Raw genomic sequence first — 17636 nt, forward strand, 5'->3', positions numbered from 1 at the left:
AAAACCCGCAGCGATGCGGGTTTTTCGTTTCTGGCGGTGGCTGCGAAAGCGTTCTGCCATTGCATGTCACAGAATGTCAGCGAAACCGCGATCGGTCGGCTACCTTCAGTCAGTGGCTGATGGTTTTTGGCTTGTGATGCGTGCTATCAGCTCATGCCTGGGGTAAAACTGGATCCAACGGCCAGTTTGTAGTCGGTCATATAACAGAGATGCAGCATGGATGGCGCTCACCTTCAACTCATGCCACAGGATGGCAGCTCGGTGCTTCTGGTAGTCGACGATTACCCAGAGAACCTCATCAGTATGCAAGCCTTGTTGTCGCGCCAGGATTGGCTGGTGCTGACGGCAAGTTCGGGCCGAGAAGCCCTGAGCGCATTGCTGGAAAACGATGTCGACCTGGTTTTACTGGATGTGCACATGCCTGAGATGGACGGCTTCGAAGTCGCTCGCCTGATGCGCGGCAGCCAGCGAACCCAACTCACGCCCATCATCTTCCTGACAGCCAACGAGCAGTCCCAGGCCGCCGTGTTGAAAGGCTACGCCAACGGCGCCGTGGACTACATGTTCAAGCCGTTCGACCCGCGGATTCTCAAGCCCAAGGTGCAGGCCCTGCTCGACCAGCAGCGCAATCGGCGGCGCCTGCAGGCGCTGACCCGTGAACTCGACGAGGCCCGCGCCTTCAATGCATCGATTCTGGACAATGCGGCCGAGGGTATTCTGGTGGTGGATGCCGGGGGCATCATCCGCTTCGCCAACCCGGCTATCTGCTCCCTGCTGGCAACGCCTATCGAACAGTTGCAGAACGTCGATCTGCTGGGGCTGTTGCAGCTGAGCACGCCGAGTACGTGGCAGGATTCGACGTTCCACCAAAGCTATCTGGCCAGGCGCATCCACCGCATGCATGACGCCCAGTTGCGTCGCCCGAGCGGCGAGCTGCTGCCGGTGGCCCTGTCATGTGCGCCCCTGCCTGCCGAGCAACAGGCGATGGTGGTAACCGTGCTGGACATGTCGGCGGTGCACAACCTGCACCAACAGCTCGAATACCAAGCCATTACCGACCCGCTCACCGGTCTGCTCAATCGCCGTGGGTTCTACCAGGCGGCCGAAGGGGCGTTGCTGCGCAATGAGCGTTCGGACCGGGCGCAGGCCTTGATGTACATGGACCTCGATGGCTTCAAGCGTATCAACGACTCCCTTGGTCATGATGCCGGTGACCGGGTCCTGCGCTGGGTGGCCGAGCAACTCAAGGATTGCCTGGGCAGTGAAGCGCTGTTGGCACGCATGGGCGGGGACGAATTCACCGCGCTGTTCGACGGCTTGCCCTATGCCGAGCAAGCCGGGCGCTACGCCGAGCGGCTGCTCGAGCGCATTGCCATCAGCCATCAGATCGATGGGCTGGACGTGTGCCTGGGCGTGAGCATCGGTATCGCCACGTACCCTGACTGCGGTGGCAACGTAGAAGGCTTGCTGCGCGCAGCCGATGCGGCCATGTACGCTGCCAAGCAGGCAGGGCGCCAGCAGTATCGCTTCTACGACCAGGAGCTCAATGGCCGCGCCCGCTCCCGCCTGATGCTCGAAGACGGCGTGCGTACAGCCATCGAGCAGCAGGATTTCACCCTGGTGTACCAGCCGCAAGTGGCCTTCGCCGATGGTCGCCTGCGCGGCTTCGAAGCCCTGCTGCGTTGGCAGCACCCCAGCGTTGGCGATGTGCCGCCAGGCCTGTTCATCCCCCTGCTTGAGGAGGCGCGGCTGATCAACCGCCTGGCCGGCTGGATCTACGGTCAGAGTGCTGCCCAGCGCCAGGCCTGGTATCAACGCTTTGCGACCGACATCGTGTTGGGCATCAGCCTGAGCCGGGCCCAGTTCGTCTCGCCAAGCCTGGTCGAGGAGCTGCAACGGGTCATCCAGCGCTATGGCCTGCAGCCGGCGCACCTGGAAGTGGAAGTGGCCGAAACCTCGCTCATGTACAACATCGATGCGGCGGTCAAGCAGGTCGACCGGTTGCGTGCGCTGGGTGTGCGGGTGGCGTTGGACGATTTCGGCGCCGGTGACTGTTCGCTGCGCATGCTGCGCGATTTGCCCATCGACACCCTGAAACTCGATCGCCACCTGGTGGCGCGCTTGCCGGACGCGTCGACCGATGCGGCGCTGGCACGCAGCGTCATCGGGCTGTGTGCCGATTACGGGATCACCGTGATTGCCGAGGGCGTTGAAACCCAGGCTCAGGCTCAATGGCTTAAAGCCGCAGGCTGCGAATACGTTCAGGGCTTTCTGGTAGCGCACCCCATGACAGCTGCCGATGCCGGCAACTTCCCGGCAATTTTCCCCTGGCCTGATCCGCTGGCGGGTTAGAATTGGCGCTCGTTACGCCGACCGTACTGCCATGACCGTCCTACGCTACCTGCAAGCCTACCCACCGCACCTGCAACAGCAAGTGCGGCAGATGATCGACAGCGACCGCCTTGGCGAGTACCTGCACAAGCGCTATCCAGAGCGCCACGAGGTACAAAGCGACAAGGCCCTGTACGGCTACGCCCAGGAACTGCGCCAGCGTTTTCTGCGCAGTGCACCGCCGCTGGACAAGGTGCTGTTCGACAACCGCCTGGACCTGACCCACCGGGCGCTGGGCCTGAACACTGCTGTCTCTCGCGTGCAGGGCGGCAAACTCAAGGCCAAGAAGGAGATCCGCATCGCCTCGCTGTTCAAGGAGGCCGCGCCGCAATTTCTACGCATGATCGTGGTGCACGAGTTGGCGCATTTGCGCGAGCGTGACCACAACAAGGCGTTCTACCAGCTCTGTCAGCACATGGAGCCGGACTACCATCAACTGGAATTCGACCTGCGCGTCTACCTGACCTATCGGGAATTGCCGGGCAACGCTTGAGGACCCCGCAGCATGGAAGTGAGCAAGACAAAAAGCAGTTTCTACCGCCGTCTTTACGTCGCCTGGCTGATCGACAGCCAGACCGCTACCAGCGTGCCTGCGCTGATGCAGGCTACGGGCATGCCCCGGCGCACGGCCCAGGACACCCTTGCGGCGCTGGCCGATCTGGACATCGTCTGCACCTTCGAGCAGCAGGAAGGCGCGCGCAATCACGCAGGTCACTACCGTATACAGGACTGGGGGGCCATCGACCGGCAGTGGATCGAGCTTCACCTGAATCAGGTACGCCAGGTACTGGGTTATCCCTGACCTGTACCCGCTAAGGCCGCTGCAATAAAAATCGCAGGTTCGGCCAGAATAGAGGCTAGATGACACTATTGGCCGCTGCCCCGGCCAGAGCCTTTGTGTAAGCTCATTCGCAGTGTACGTTTCTTCACCGCACAAGGGCTTGGGCATGCGGCTGATGCTTTGTGTTCTCGGGTTACTGGCCACTGTCATGGTGCCCCCGGCCGCAGCCGCCGCCAAGCTGCGGCTGGTATCGGACCATTGGCCGCCCTTCACTGACGCCAGCATGCCTGGCGGCGGTTTGGCCATCAGCATCGTGACCACGGCGCTGACGCGGGCGGGCTACAGCAGCAGCTTCGAGGAGGCACCCTGGGCGCGGGCCCTGGCAGGCGTCGGTGACGGCCGTTACGACATACTGATCAACGCCTGGCACAACGACGCGCGCGCACGCATCGGGCAGTTTTCCAGCGCCTACCTGAGCAACCGCATCCGCCTGCTGCAGCGCAAGGACGCGGGCCTGCATTACGAGCACCTCTCGGACCTGTACCCCTACAGCATCGCCGTGGTGCGTGATTACGCCTACTCGAGCGCGTTCGACGGCAATACCCGCTTGCACAAGGTTGCGGTCAGTACCTTTTCGTCCGCCGTGCGCATGCTGGCGGCGGGGCGTGTAAGCTTGGCCGTGGAGGACGAGTACGTGGCCCGCTATCACCTGCAGCGCGAGCCGGACAATGTGCGTGACAAGGTAGAGCTGATGGAGCCTGTACTGGGCGAGAACCCGCTGCACATCCTGGTCAGCCTGAAGCATCCGGACCACCAGTCGATCGTCGCGCGCTTCGATGCGGCCATCGCCGCCATGAAGGCCGATGGCAGTTATGACCGGTTACTGCATCAGTATGGGTTCTAGGCGAGCGGGTGGCGTTCCCAGGCGCCGGCTTGGCAGTGGCTTCGGATTTGAGCTTCGCAGCTGATCATGGCCGGTCCGCAGCGCCTGGAGATTTGCCCGTCTTCGTAGGCAAAACAGGCTATATACCCTCGCGCCAGACCTAACGCGAGGCGTCACCTGCCGAAGCATCCTTCTTGATCAAATGCGCCGCCAACGTGCGCAAAGGGGCCAACTGGCGGCAGATCAATGCCAGTTGCGTCTGTACCAGGCGCTGATGTTCATCCACCTCCTCGGGCATCTGTTCAAGAGCGGTGGCGAGCGCTTCTTCGGCATCACTGTGAATCGCTACCGGTGAACGCGCCGCCAGGCCATTGGCTATCTCCTCAAGGCTGTTCGCCAGGCGGCTGCCCGCATCCTCGATCAAGTGCTCCCGTGCCTCGGCCGGCAGGGCCGTGTCGCGGTGGGCGCCCAGTCCCGACAGGTAGCTGAGCAGGGTGTGCGACAGCACCAGGAAGCGGAAGCCCACATCGGCCTCCTTGCGAAAGTGGCCAGGCTCCATGAGCATGTTGGCCAGGGTCGTCGACAGCGCTGCATCGGCATTGTGGGCATTGCGCCGCGCCAGGCGATAGGCCAGGTCGTCGCGCTTGCCGTAGGCATATTGCTGCATGATCTGGCGCAGGTATTCGCTGGCGCAGATCAGTGTGTTGGCCAGCGCCTTGTTCAAGCGGCGGCCTTGCCAGTCGGGCAGGAACAGGAACACGGCAAGGATGGCGATCAGGCTCCCGATCAGGGTATCGAACAGCCTTGGCAGGAACAGCCCGTAGCCATCGCCGATCTGGTTGAAACAGAACAGCACCATCAGTGTGATCGCGGCCGTGGCCAGGGTGTAGCGCGTGGTCCGGTTGACGAAGAACACCACCCCCGCCACGACCGCGAACAGCGACTGGATGACCGGGTTGGGGAACAGGTCGAACAGCGCCCAGCCAACGGTCAGGCCTACGGCGGTGCCGATGATGCGCTGCACCAGTTTACGCCGGGTCGCCCCGTAGTTGGGTTGGCACACGAACAGGGTGGTGAGGATGATCCAGTAGCCCTGGGTTGGGTGGATCAGGTGCACCATGCCGTAACCGATGGACAGGGCCAGCGGCAGGCGCAGAGCATGGCGGAACAGCAGCGAGGTGGGCGTCAATTGCGTGCGCAGGCGCTTGCCCATGTCCCTGAGCGAGCGCGGCGAGCGGTCCAGCAGGCTGCTGTCGCTGGCATCGGCCAGGCTGTCGGGATTGCTTGCAGCACCGAGCAGGCGATCGAGCGTGGCCAGGTTGGCCGCCAGTGCACGCAATGAGCGCAGCAGCCCGCGCCAGGCCGGGTTGTTCTGGCCGCGCAGGTGTTCGAGCGAAGCGTTGAGGTCTTCGAGTGCCTCGGTAAAGCCGCTGGCCAGCACGAAAGGTTGTCGCAGCCGAATCGAGCGTGCCAGCTCCTGGCACGAGGCGCCTTGCTTGCGCAGCAGGCGCTGGCACCGGAACATCACATCGCTGTGGAAGAAGGCTTCGGCCAGTGCATTGTAGGGGTAGTGGGAGGCGCTGACCCGCTCATGGATATCCTGGGCCAGGAAGTAGAGTTTCAGGTAGCGGCTGACCTTGGAGTTGGGTTGGCTGTTGCCCACCCGGTGCAGGATGATTTCCTTCGCCGCATTGAGGGCCGCCACCACCTTGCCATTTTGCTGGGCCAGTTCAAGCCGACGTGCCTCGACGTCCAGGGTGCGGACAGGCTCGAACAGGCTGGCCTTGAGCTTGAGGTAGCTGCCCAGTTCGAAGAACAGTTTCGCCAGGCTTTGCTGCACCGGCTGGTTGGAAAACAATGCCTGCCACAGCACCGAGAGCAGCCCATACCAGGCCGCACCCGCCACCAGCAGCATGGGTTCGTGCCAGAAGTCCGTCACCTGCCCGCCGCGCTGGTCCACACCGATCATCGTGTACACCGCTGTGATCAGCGTTGCCGATGCGATGGCGCCGTAGCGCTCGCCCAAAGCGCCCAGCATGGTCAAGGCAAACGCTGCCAGGGCCAAGGCGCAGACGAAGATCAGGGGGTAGGGGAACAGCAGTTCGACCGCGAGCGCCGCGATGGCAAAACACACCAGGGTGACCGCCAGGGCGCTGAGGCGGCCTTGCCAGCTGTCATCGGTTTCAGCCAGGGCACTGGCGATGATGCCCAGAAACAGCGGGATCAACAGGGCCATTTCGTTCTGGTGCCAGCACAGGGCAAGGCTGCCGGTAAGGGCAATGGTCACCCGGATGCTGTAGCTGAACTTGTCCTGGCCCCACAGGCGACGCAATGAATGACGTAACGAGCTCGATGACATGATGGCCTGCCGGGCAGTGATCGTAGAAATACCGTAGCGATGAGCGGGCAGCCAGATGCCCCGCCACCCGCTATTGAGCACGTGCCAGCAAGAAGCGTTCCGTGCTGCGCGTTGGATTCTACCCTAGACGAACTGCGCCGCGGCGTTGGCCGATGCCCAGGCCCACTGGAAGTTGAAGCCACCAAGGTGCCCCGTCACGTCCAGCACTTCACCGATGAAGTAAAGCCCAGGGCTCTTGAGCGACTCCATCGTCTTGGACGAGACCTCACGGGTGTCCACGCCGCCCAGGGTCACTTCGGCGGTGCGGTAGCCTTCGGTGCCGGCAGGCACCAGTTGCCAGCGTGCCAGCTTGTCGGCGATCAGGGCCAGTTCGGCCGGTGTGTACTGCTTCATCGGCTTGGATTCGAACCACTGCTCGGCCAGCAAAGTGGCCAGCTTGCGCGTGAACACCTCGCCCAGTACGGTCTTGAGTTCAGCATTGCCGCGCTCGGTTTGCTGGGTGTGCAACCAGTCCAGCGCATCGCGGTCAGGCAACAGGTTGATCTCAAGCGTATCGCCAGCTTCCCAGAATGAAGAAACCTGCAAGATCGCCGGGCCGCTCAGGCCCCGGTGGGTGAACAGCAGATTTTCACGGAAGCTGGTGCCGTTGCAACTGGCGGTGCAGTCCAGCGAGGTGCCGGACAGTTCGGTGCACATGGCCTTGAGCTGGGGCTCGGTGATGGTGAACGGCACCAGGCCCGCGCGGGTTGGCAGCAAGGTATGGCCAAACTGTCGGGCCACCTGGTAGCCGAAACCGGTCGCACCCAACGTCGGGATGGACAGGCCGCCCGTCGCGATCACCAACGACTGGCAAGCGAATGGGCCAGCGCTGGTGCGCAGCAGGTAGCCGCTGTCGGTCTTGTCGATCTGCTCGATGCTGGTGTGCATGCGGATTTCGGCGCCGGCTTCGTCGCACTCGGCCAGGAGCATGTCAAGGATGTCACTGGCCTTGTTGTCGCAGAACAGCTGGCCCAGCTTTTTCTCGTGGTAGGGCACGCCATGCTTGCACACCAGCTCGATGAAGTCCCACTGGGTGTAACGCGCCAGGGCCGACTTGCAGAAGTGCGCGTTGTGCGAGAGGAAATTGCTCGGCTCGGTGTACAGGTTGGTGAAATTGCAGCGCCCGCCGCCGGACATCAGGATCTTCTTGCCTGGCTTGTTGGCGTGGTCGAGCAGCAGGACCCGGCGGCCCCGGCGGGCGCTGAGCTGGGCACACATCAGGCCGGCAGCGCCTGCGCCCAAGATGATCACGTCGGTGGAGTGCACGGTGTTACCTCATCAATAGCCGCGGCCGTGTTGCAGCCCATCGCAGGCAAGCCAGCCCCCACAGGGACGGCACCGGCTTGAGGCCTGTGATGACCCTGTGGGGGCTGGCTTGTTTGCGACAGGCTGCAACGCGGCCCGAAATAAATGTCAGACGATGCGGACTTTCAGGGAGCGGCCCTTGATCTTGCCGCTATTCAAGCGCTGCATGGCCTGCTTGGCCAGTGCCCGCTCAACTGCCACAAATGCCTGGAAATCAAAGATCGCGATCTTGCCCACCTGCTTGCCGGGGATGCCGGCATCACCGGTCAGCGCACCGAGGATATCGCCCGGGCGCAGCTTGTCCTTGCGCCCGGCTGCGATGCACAGTGTGCTCATGACCGGCAGCAGTGGCTCGCCGCCTTTGTTCTTGAGGCTGTCCAACAGGTCCCAGCGCAGCGGGCTCTTCTGCAAGGCTTCGATGGCCTGGGCGCGATGGCCTTCGGCAGGCGCGACCAGGCTGACTGCGATACCCTTCTCGCCAGCGCGGCCCGTGCGGCCCACCCGGTGCACGTGGATTTCGGCATCACGCGCCAGTTCCACGTTGATGACCATGTCCAGGCCGTCGATGTCCAGGCCACGGGCGGCCACATCGGTGGCCACCAGCACCGAGCTGCTGCGGTTGGCGAACATGGTCAGCACCTGGTCGCGGTCACGCTGCTCCAGGTCACCGTGCAGCGCCTGGGCCACGATGCCCTTGGCCGTGAGGTGGGCCACCACGTCCTCGCACTGCTGCTTGGTGAAGCAGAACGCCACGCAGGACTGGGGACGATAATGGGCCAGCACACGGGTCACCGCCTCAAGGCGCTGCTCGGGGGCGATTTCGATGAAGCGCTGCTCGATCTGGTTGTCGGTATGCAGGCTCTCGACCCTGACCTGCTGCGGGTCGCGCATGAAATCGGCCGCCAGCTGCTTGATGCTGGAGGGGTAGGTGGCGGAGAACAGCAAGGTCTGGCGGCGCGCTGGGGTCTTGGCGATGATGCTGGCGATGGCATCGAAGAAACCCATGTCGAGCATGCGGTCGGCTTCGTCGAGGATCAGCGTGTTCAGGCCGCCCAAAACCAGCGTGCCCTTGTCCAGGTGCTGCTGGATGCGGCCCGGGGTGCCGACGATGATGTGCGCACCGTGCTCCAGGGAGGCGATCTGAGGGCCCAGCGACACGCCGCCACACAGCGTCAGGATCTTGATGTTGTCTTCGGCACGGGCCAGGCGACGCAGTTCCTTGGCCACCTGGTCGGCGAGCTCGCGCGTGGGGCACAGCACCAGCGCCTGGCAGCCGAAGTACCGAGGGTTGATCGGGTTGAGCAAGCCGATACCAAAGGCGGCGGTCTTGCCGCTCCCGGTCTTGGCCTGGGCGATCAGGTCCTGGCCCTTGAGAATGACCGGCAGGCTCTGGGCCTGGATCGGCGTCATCGAGGTGTAGCCGAGGGCGTCCAGGTTGGCCAGCATGGCGGCGGACAACGGCAAGGTGGCAAAGGCGGTGGAATCGGTGGTCACGAGGCGGGCCTACGGTGCGAAGCGAAAAATGCTGCACAGTCTACCAGCCCCGACGCCATTCGCCCTAAGACTCCACGTGCTCTTCCGGACGACGGGCACGCCTTCCGTCCGTCGGCGCCAGTTGCAGGAAGATGGCCGCCGCCAGCATGGCCATGATGCCAATGGTGAAGAACGTCAGCTGGAACGCACCCAGGGTGGTTTCCACGCCTTCGGCGCTGCCTGCTGCCGTGAAACCGCCCAGCAGCGCACCGGCACAGGCCACCCCCAGGCTCAGCGACAGCTGGGCGACCACCGACAACAAGCTGTTGCCGCTACTGGCGCTGGCATCGTCCAGGTCGATCAGCGTCACCGTGTTCATGGCAGTGAACTGCAGGGAATTCACGGCGCCCAGCAGGCCAAGTTGCACCAGCAGCAGCCAGTACGGGGTCTGCTCGTCCACCAGGCCCAGGCCGGCCAGCAGTACGCCCAGCAGCACCGTATTGCCGGTCAGGATGATGCGATAACCAAGGCGTTCGATCAGCGGCCTGGCCACGGACTTGGCGACCATGGCCGCCGCCGCCAAGGGGATCATGCTCATGCCCGCCTGTGCCGGTGAATAGCCAAGCGCTACCTGCAGCAGCAGCGGTACCAGGAACGGCAGTGCCCCGCTGCCCAGGCGGGCGAACAGGTTGCCCAAGATACCGATGGCGAAGGTACGTACCCGGAACAGGCTGGGAGAGAACAACGGCTCCGGGTCGCGCCCGGCCCGCAGCCAGTAGGCCGCCAGGCAGGCCATGCCGGCGAACAGCAGCAACATGACGCGCAAGTGCGGCAGGTGCAGCTCGCCCAGGCCTTCCATGGCGATAGTGATCAGCACCATCGCGGCGCCGAACAGCAAAAAGCCCGGCCCGTCGAACGTAGTGCGCTCGGCGCCGCGCAGGTCGGGTATGAACTTCCAGACGGCGTAGCAGCCCAGCAGGCCGACCGGCAAGTTGAGCAGGAAGATCCAGTGCCAGCTCAGGATCTCCACCAGCCAGCCACCTACCGTCGGGCCCAGCAATGGCCCGAGCAGACCGGGGATGGTGATGAAACTCATGATGCGCACCAGTTCGGTGCGAGGGTAGGCACGCAGCACCACCAGCCGGCCGACCGGCAGCATCAGCGCCCCGCCGAGCCCCTGCACGATCCGCGCGAAGATCAAAAAGCCCAAGCTGTTGGCCACCGCGCACAGCAACGAACCGAAACTGAACAGCAAGATGGCACTGAAAAAGATGCGCTTGGTGCCGAAGCGGTCGGCGATCCAGCCCGAGGCGGGGATCAGCAAGGCCACGGTGAGCATGTACGAAATGATCACACCCTGCATGCGCAGGGGGTCTTCGGCCAGGGAGCGGGCCATGGCGGGCAGGGCGGTGTTGAGAATGGTGCCGTCCAGCGACTGCATGAAGAAGGCGATCGCCACCACCCATGGCAGCCAGCGGGCGGTGATGGGGTCGAGCGGGGTGCGTTCGGGCATGACGTCCTCGTCTGTCTGTACTGGCCTCTTCACGGCGAACGCCGCGCCTACGGGGCAAGGCAGGCGTGGCGACCGCCATGAAGGGGCCGGCAAATTCCAATCACAATGTCAGCGTCAGGGCTTTGACCAGCGCGCCCGGCAAATGACTCGATCCGGTACTGCGTTGCCCATAGGTACTGGTGGAGAGGATCAGCTCCCGCTCGCACGTCAGCGCCTCCAGTTGGTCGCCCAGCAGGTTGTACAGGCTGTCATCGAAGCGCATCGTGTTCACCGGCCCCTGGATCTGCCCGTCCTGCACCCAGAACGTGGCGAAGCGGGTCAGGCCGGTCATGCGCGCTGCGGGCAGGTCGGAGTAGTTCAAGTACCAGAGGTTACTGATGTAAAGGCCGGTGCCGAGCCGCGCCAGGACCTGTTCACGGGGTAATTGGCCGGGTGCGAGGCTGAGTGCGCAGGGCGACTCGTAGCTGTCGGCACCATTGGCCAACACCCCGAATTCGGCTGCGCTGCGCGCGCAGGCCAGGCGTTGTGCTGGTTTGCCCTGCTCGATCAGCGCCACGTCCAGGCGCGGTGAACCTTCGTCGGAGAACGCCGGGCTCAATGAGCCGCTGACCTGCTCGGTGAAGCTGATCAGTGGGCTGAGTGTGGCATCACCGCTGTACAAACGCTGCAAGGCACTGCTGCCGGTCGCCAGGGCCTGCGCCGAGAAACCGCCCCAGCACAGCATGCCGGCGATTTCGTCCATGGCCGCAGGCGCCAGGTAGGCGCGGTAGCTGCCGGGTTGGAGTACCACCGGCGCACGCCCCAAGTGGCCCGACTGCGCCCGAGCCTGGCGCAGGCGAGCGGTAAAGTCGTCGGCGCGCCATACCTGCCCGGCATAGTTGGCCTTGACCGCCTGGCCGCTCTCGTGGAACAGGCTCCAGTCGATGTTGAAGCTATTAGCCTGGTGCCAGCCAAAGGCGCCGAATGAGCTGGCGAAACCGCGCCAGATCGGGCCTGCGGCATAAATGCCGACCAGGTCTAGGTCACCGGCTTCCTGTTCCAGCAGGGCCAGCACCTCATTCAGGTCGGGCAGGGCCTGCGTCTGTTGGCTGTCACTGCGCCAGGCACTGTCATCCAGGCTCAGGTACGGGTCTGCTGCCAGCAGTGGCAGGATCTGGCGCAGTTGCGACAGGGCGTCGAGCAAGCGCTGACGGTCCAGGTGCCTATCACCGCTAAGGGTCAGCTGTTGCTCGGCCTGACGACCGGCGTGGATCAGACGCAGGTGAGCACTGGCCTGGCTTACCTCGCCCGCCTGACGGACCTTGGCGTGGTTCAAGCGCACGAACTGCGACTGCTCGGCGCTCAACCCCAGGGTGTAGTGTTCGCCTGCCTGAAGGGCAGAGCCCAGGGTGTCGATGAGGGATTGGAAGGCCTGTTTCATCATGCATCTCCTCCAAACACGTCGATGGCGCTGAACACGCAAGCCGGCGAGGCGTGGCCGACCCGGATCACCTGGTTGGGCTCGCCCTTGCCGCAATTTGGGGTACCCAGGACCTGGAAGGTGCTGCGGTCGCCGACGGCGGCCAGGTTGCGCCAGAACCGTGCGGAGATGCCGCGGTAGTTGGGGTTCTTCACGATGCCCTTGAGTTCGCCATGTTCGATCAGTTGGCCCCATTCGCAGCCGAACTGGAACTTGTTGCGCGCATCGTCGATGGACCAGGACCGGTTGGTGCGCATCAGGATGCCATGCTCGATTCCTGCGATCAGTTGATCCAGGGACTGATCACCCGGCTCGATGTTCAGGTTGGCCATGCGGTCGATCGGCGCCCGGTTCCAGCCGCAGGCGCGGCTGTTGGCCACGCCGCCCAGACCAGAGCGGAACTGGGAAAGGGCACCGCCCAGCGGGCGCAGCAGCACGCCGTTCTGAATGAGAAATTGCTTGCTGGCCGGCGTGCCATCGTCGTCGTGGCTGTAGCTGGCCAGCTCTTCGCTCAAGGTCGGGTCGAAGGTTACGTTCAGCAGGGAGGAACCATATTGCAACCGGCCAAAGTCGGCGGCTTTGACGAAGCTGGTCCCGGCGTAGTTGCGCTCGTCGCCCAGGATGCGATCCATCTCCAAGGGGTGGCCGATGGACTCGTGGATCTGCAGCATCATCTGGTCAGGCATCAACAACAGGTCGCGCACGCCGCTGGGCGTGTTCGGCGCCTGCAGCAATTGCAGGGCCTGGTCGGCAACCTGCCGGGCAGCGCCCCTCAGGCCGCAGCGCTCGATGATTTCGAAGCCACCCTGCTGACCGAAGTTCTCCCTGCCCAGGCTGCGGCTCTGGCTGTCCTGGCCATCGCTGGCCGTCACCGCCATGCCAGGGAACAGAAAGCGCTGGGCCTGGCGCAGTTCGGCACCGGCCGAGTTCAGGTACGTCTGCTCCACCAGGCTCATGCCAAGGCTCGCCTGCCAGTCCACCAGGCGTGAGTCCGACGGCACGCTGGCCGATTCTTCGGCGAGCAGGCCAAGGCAGTCGGCAAGGCCCGGCATGGGCTGGTCGAAATGAGGCGAGAGGTAATCGTGACGCCCGGTGGGCACAGGCTGATCGCGCAGGTCCAGCAGGCTGTAGCGGGCAATCTGTCGAGCGAGGTTTTCAGCCTGCTCCAATGCGCGCTGAAGGCCGCTTTGGGACAGATCGGCCGTGGCAGCGTAGGCCTCCACCCCGTTGATGCGCACGGTCAGCATGGCGCCCTCGTCCTGGCTCAAGGCAGGCGGTTCGGCAACGTTACGGCGCACGGACAAGGCCTGGTGCGACTGTCTGACATGGCGCAAGGAAAACAGATCGGCCGTGCTGCGCAGGGCGGCGAAGCGCTGGCGCAGCAGGGTGCTGGAATCGAACATGGACAAGCCTCCGGATACACGGTGGCCCCCTGGAACCACGCGCTGGGCAATGCCAAGGCGGGCCGCGCTACGGGCTCGGGCAATGCCGGGTCATTATGGCAGCCTGCTGATGTGCTGGTCAGGCATTAACGGTCGTTTGCGTTGCTGCGAACCCTTAGTCGGCTTCTTTTTGTATGGCAGCCTTGAGCAGTGCGTGCAAGTGCACTGCCACAGGGTGCGCGGTGTCCGTCAACAGGTAGATGCCGTGCGGGGGAAGCGCCGGCAGATCCTGGTCTTGCAAAAAGACGAGCGCGTCGTCGGCTTCGAGCGCCTCGATGATGCCAACTGCCAGGCCACTTTTGACGCAGGCCAGTACCGCATGCCAGTTGGCACTTTCCAGCAGGATACGGTACGCGATGCCTTTGGCTTTCAATGCCTGGAGCGCTGCCTCCCGGTATGGACAGCCCTTTAATTGCAATGCCAGGGGTAGCGGGCGGCTGTCATCGCGGATGAAGCCCTTCGCGGCAGCCCAACGGGGTCCTGTGGAGCGCAGCCAGTCACCCTGCTGGATCTGCTCGCTGCTGACCGCCACGGCCAGGTCCAGCTGCTGCCTGGCAAACAAGTCCAGCAACTGCGCGCTGGAGCACGCCACAGCTTCCAGCTCCATCTTCGGATTACTGGCAACGAACACCGGCAGACACTCACTCATGAGCGTGGCGGCATAGCCGTCCGGTACTCCTAGACGGACTTTGCCGGTCAGCTGCCGGGGAGACAGCGTCGCCAGCAGCTTGTCGTGGGCGATCAGAAAGCGTGTCGCCTCGCCCAGCAGATGCCGGCCTGCGGGCGTGAGCGCCACCGCCTGGTTGCTACGCGCAAACAGCTGTTGGCCAACCTGCTCTTCGAGCTTTTGTATCTGCGTGGTCACCGCTGAAGGGCTGCGATGGACATAGTCTGCCGCTGCGTTGAAACGACCGAGTCGAGCCACGGCCTGGAAAGTTCTCAACACATTGATATCTAGACCTTTGCCCATGAAACCACCTGATTTGGCTGGATCGAATCAGCACTTCGATTTAATCAACTGTACAGGCTTTATAGCCCCTCTTAACGTGAGGTCAAAGCGTGCGCCACTGCCGAAATGCAAAGGAATGATACGGATGAGCCTGAACGACTTTGTTGTAGACGCTCTTGTGCATACCCCTTCCTATCAACGGGCACGGTTATGGTCCGTCGAAAACCACGAGAAATACTCAACCCTCGCGCCGCCTGAACAGGGCACTCAAGACACCTACCGCTTCAACCACGAGATATTTTTGCTCATGCGCGCCCTCAACGAGCAGGGCTTGAATGAACCTGGCTTGTGCGCCGATGCGCAAGGCAGGGGACCACTGCGCAGCGTTATTGGTGATGTAGCACAACGACTGGCTGCTCTAGGCCGCGACCGCAGTGCTCATTACGTTGAACTAGGGCCGGAACCGGTCAAGAGTGCTTGTTTGCTCAAGCATATGGCTGACACCTGTACGGCCGTTCGCTACACCGCCATCGACATCAATCAGACTTCCGAACCGGCCATGAGGGATGCCCTGTGTCCGATCCTGAGCGCCCAGGGCAGCTTCAACTATATCGCTGCCGACTATCGCACCGTGACCCGCGAAGCGTTGCATCCTGATGAGGACATCACACTGATTACCTTGCTGGGCTTCCAGGAAGGCAATGAATGGCCGGTCAGTACGGGCAGACTGATTCGTACATTGGCCGGCAAAGGGACCTACGTTCTTTCTGAAATGCAGGTATACGAGCCTGGCCTGGAGCAAACCATTCTCGGTTTCTACGCCAATGCCAATATGGTTCAGTTCTCCCGTTTGGTTGCCCTGCAACAAGGTTTCTGCCCCATGGCTGAGCATGAAGCCTTGCTGGTGCCCCTGCGCATACTCGACGAAACCGTTTATGTGGCAGTCACCTTGCAGCCTGTCCTACACGGGCAAACAGAGGGGTTCCTGTTGACCAACATCTGTCTGAAATTCACCCCGGAGCAGTTTCGCCGCACTCGGGCTCGGCATTGCAACTGCAGGGTGGTCGATGAATTTGCCAGCGGTGATGGTTCGGTGCGCTATCAGATCGCTGAATACCTCCAATAGCGTGATCAAACGGAGATAGACGTCATGAGCCATTCGAATACCTTGCCCTTGTTCGAACGCGGCCTGGGCCGAATCAAGCTGGCGCTCAAGTCGACCTTCAAGGGCGCGCCTCGGCCATCAACGGCCTGTTCTGACGGTCACGCTTGCTGGCGGGACGATCTGCTGCAGCCAGTGGGGCCTGCTATTGCAGACATCCGTACGCTGGGCGAACTGGGATACAGCCAGAGCCCACATGCGAGCTTGGCCGTTGATACGATCACAGGGGTTGCGGCGGTTCATCGGCTGTTCACACCTGAGTGCGTCACCATTTTGCAAGACATCTGCGCACGCCTTGAGCACGTGGCAGGTGACAGTGACTGGATCATTTCCCGGCGCACGCGGGGGGTGACGGCACGCTCGCCGTTTATCAACGACATGATGAGCAGCCGTGCATTTCTGTTGGCTGTCTCGCGCATCGCGGGCGTGCCACTGGTGCCTTATCCGATGCTCAATGCCCGCTCGCAGGTCAACTATTACTACCCGAAACCGCCCGAGCAACAGCAGCAAAGGGGCATGTGGCACACCGACGGCACGAACTATGTGTTGAACATCGTGTTAACGGGACCGGCCAGTTATACCGGCGGCGAATTCCTGTATCACAATGGCACAGTCGATACGTTCGACGCCTTGGACTACCGGACCTTCGAAACGGCGCATCTGAACGCATCGGGCGATGCGCTGTTCATCTTCGGCAGTCGGTTGTTCCACGGTGTGCGACCGGTACTCAGTGGGCGACGAATGTCGCTCGTGTTGTCCTTTCATTGCCCTTACTTCAACGACGATTCCAACCGCTTCTGGCACTTGGCGTCGGATGACGGCATCCCTCGAACACTCCCCAATTGGTTAGCCTTGCGATGGGCGCTCCATCGATCGGCAGCCCGTCACTACGCCAGGCTGGGTATCGAACCCATCACCTTCGAAGAATTACGTCAGACAGGGGCGTGACCATGCCTTCGAGTGCGCTCTACATGCTGGTCTTGCAAGTTGTCTTTGTCCTGTCCTGGAGTTCCGGTTTCATTGGCGCACGGCTCGGCACGCAGGATGCAGGCGCGGTGAACTTGCTGTTCTGGCGCTTCCTGTTGGTCAGTTGCTGTCTGTTGCCGTTTGTATGGCATCGATTACGCAACCTGTCCTGGGCGCAAGTTCGCTACAACGCGGTCATCGGATTTCTGGCCCAGTTCGCGTACTTGATAAGTGTCTACATTGCCATACGCGGTGGCTTGCCGGCGGGGATAGCCGCAATCATTTGCGCGCTGCAGCCCCTGATCACGGCGGCGATGGGCAGCGCGGATCAGCAGGAGCGAAGCGGCAGGCAGGAGTGGCTTGGGCTGGGACTTGGGTTTGCCGGTGTCAGTGTGGTGATTCTTGGTGAATACCGCCTGTCTTCCACCCGGCTCGAACCCTGGCTGTATGCGCTACCGCTGATTGCCGCGATCACGTTATCAATTGCCACCGTCTACCAACGGCGACAGTCGGTCATGGGCACGGATCACAGTAAAGAAGGCTTGTTGATGCCGCTCTTCCTGCAATCGAGCGCGACGCTGGTACTGCTCAGCGTCACGGGAGTGCCGTTGCGCCTGATTGAGCTGCCCGGCAGCGCTCAGGTCTGGGTGGCGGTGGCGTGGTTGACGTTGTTTTCGACCTTCATCGCCTACCTGAGCCTGTGGATACTTTTGACCAAACTGTCTGCCACACGGGTGTCCGCGTTGGTTTACCTGGAACCCCCTGTAACGCTCATTTGGGCGGCGTTGATGTTCGGCGATGCCATTCACTGGACGACCTATCTGGGTATCGCGATAGTCGCCACAGGCATTGCCATCACCCGCACCGCTCGACGTGTGCGGTCGTCAGGGGAGTGTCCGCAACGATGAGCGGGT

14 protein-coding genes are annotated in these 17636 nt (G+C 62.7%); 7 read left to right on the forward strand and 7 right to left on the reverse strand.

Annotated elements, in window-relative coordinates; genetic code table 11:
- The first annotated feature begins 216 nt into the window (after window positions 1-216).
- From CRP40_RS13130 to CRP40_RS13145, 4 genes are all read left to right on the forward strand, one after another.
- Window positions 217-2352, forward strand: a complete 2136-nt coding sequence (locus CRP40_RS13130) for an EAL domain-containing protein (protein ID WP_027914008.1) — start codon at window positions 217-219, stop codon at window positions 2350-2352.
- A gap of 31 nt (window positions 2353-2383) precedes the next feature.
- A complete protein-coding gene (locus tag CRP40_RS13135; protein WP_023532914.1) occupies window positions 2384-2884 on the forward strand; it encodes a M48 family metallopeptidase in 501 nt (166 codons plus the stop codon).
- Between the two features lie 12 nt (window positions 2885-2896).
- Entirely contained in the window at window positions 2897-3193 is a 297-nt protein-coding gene (locus tag CRP40_RS13140) for a winged helix-turn-helix domain-containing protein (protein WP_027914007.1), read from the forward strand.
- 145 nt (window positions 3194-3338) lie between these two features.
- Window positions 3339-4076, forward strand: coding sequence for a transporter substrate-binding domain-containing protein (locus CRP40_RS13145; RefSeq protein ID WP_027914006.1), 738 nt, complete (start codon window positions 3339-3341; stop codon window positions 4074-4076).
- Window positions 4077-4215: 139 nt separating this feature from the next.
- On the opposite strand, the gene yccS is transcribed toward CRP40_RS13145, so the two are convergent.
- The 7 genes from yccS to CRP40_RS13180 all read right to left on the reverse strand — a co-directional run bounded on the left by yccS (window position 4216) and on the right by CRP40_RS13180 (window position 14615).
- Window positions 4216-6414 carry a YccS family putative transporter gene (gene yccS / locus CRP40_RS13150; protein ID WP_027914005.1) on the reverse strand — a complete coding sequence of 733 codons (2199 nt, stop codon included), beginning with the start codon at window positions 6412-6414 and terminating at the stop codon, window positions 4216-4218.
- A 123-nt stretch (window positions 6415-6537) separates the two neighbouring features.
- Window positions 6538-7719 (reverse strand): NAD(P)/FAD-dependent oxidoreductase, encoded by a 1182-nt coding sequence (locus CRP40_RS13155; protein ID WP_027914004.1) that lies wholly within the window; start codon window positions 7717-7719, stop codon window positions 6538-6540.
- Between the two features lie 147 nt (window positions 7720-7866).
- Window positions 7867-9204 (reverse strand): ATP-dependent RNA helicase DbpA, encoded by a 1338-nt coding sequence (gene dbpA, locus CRP40_RS13160; protein WP_230396040.1) that lies wholly within the window; start codon window positions 9202-9204, stop codon window positions 7867-7869.
- A gap of 112 nt (window positions 9205-9316) precedes the next feature.
- Window positions 9317-10744, reverse strand: coding sequence for a multidrug transporter subunit MdtD (gene mdtD / locus CRP40_RS13165; protein WP_023533030.1), 1428 nt, complete (start codon window positions 10742-10744; stop codon window positions 9317-9319).
- Between the two features lie 100 nt (window positions 10745-10844).
- Window positions 10845-12164, reverse strand: coding sequence for a metallopeptidase TldD-related protein (locus tag CRP40_RS13170; RefSeq protein WP_027914002.1), 1320 nt, complete (start codon window positions 12162-12164; stop codon window positions 10845-10847).
- On the reverse strand, window positions 12164-13606 hold the full coding sequence (locus tag CRP40_RS13175) for a TldD/PmbA family protein (protein WP_027914001.1): 1443 nt from the start codon (window positions 13604-13606) through the stop codon (window positions 12164-12166). The genes CRP40_RS13170 and CRP40_RS13175 overlap by 1 nt, the downstream gene beginning before the upstream one ends.
- A gap of 154 nt (window positions 13607-13760) precedes the next feature.
- Window positions 13761-14615 carry a LysR family transcriptional regulator gene (locus tag CRP40_RS13180; protein ID WP_027914000.1) on the reverse strand — a complete coding sequence of 285 codons (855 nt, stop codon included), beginning with the start codon at window positions 14613-14615 and terminating at the stop codon, window positions 13761-13763.
- A 124-nt stretch (window positions 14616-14739) separates the two neighbouring features.
- Here CRP40_RS13180 and CRP40_RS13185 point away from each other — a divergent pair, with 124 nt between their 5' ends.
- The 3 genes from CRP40_RS13185 to CRP40_RS13195 are packed head-to-tail and all read left to right on the forward strand — an operon-like array spanning window position 14740 to window position 17630.
- Entirely contained in the window at window positions 14740-15720 is a 981-nt protein-coding gene (locus CRP40_RS13185) for a hypothetical protein (RefSeq protein WP_027913999.1), read from the forward strand.
- Between the two features lie 24 nt (window positions 15721-15744).
- On the forward strand, window positions 15745-16704 hold the full coding sequence (locus CRP40_RS13190; protein ID WP_027913998.1) for a hypothetical protein: 960 nt from the start codon (window positions 15745-15747) through the stop codon (window positions 16702-16704).
- Window positions 16705-16706: 2 nt separating this feature from the next.
- Entirely contained in the window at window positions 16707-17630 is a 924-nt protein-coding gene (locus CRP40_RS13195; RefSeq protein ID WP_027913997.1) for a DMT family transporter, read from the forward strand.
- The last annotated feature ends 6 nt before the right edge of the window (window positions 17631-17636 follow it).

Origin of the sequence: Pseudomonas sp. URMO17WK12:I9 (assembly GCF_900230165.1) — a bacterium.
In the GTDB taxonomy this organism is placed as follows: Bacteria; Pseudomonadota; Gammaproteobacteria; order Pseudomonadales; family Pseudomonadaceae; genus Aquipseudomonas; species Aquipseudomonas fulva.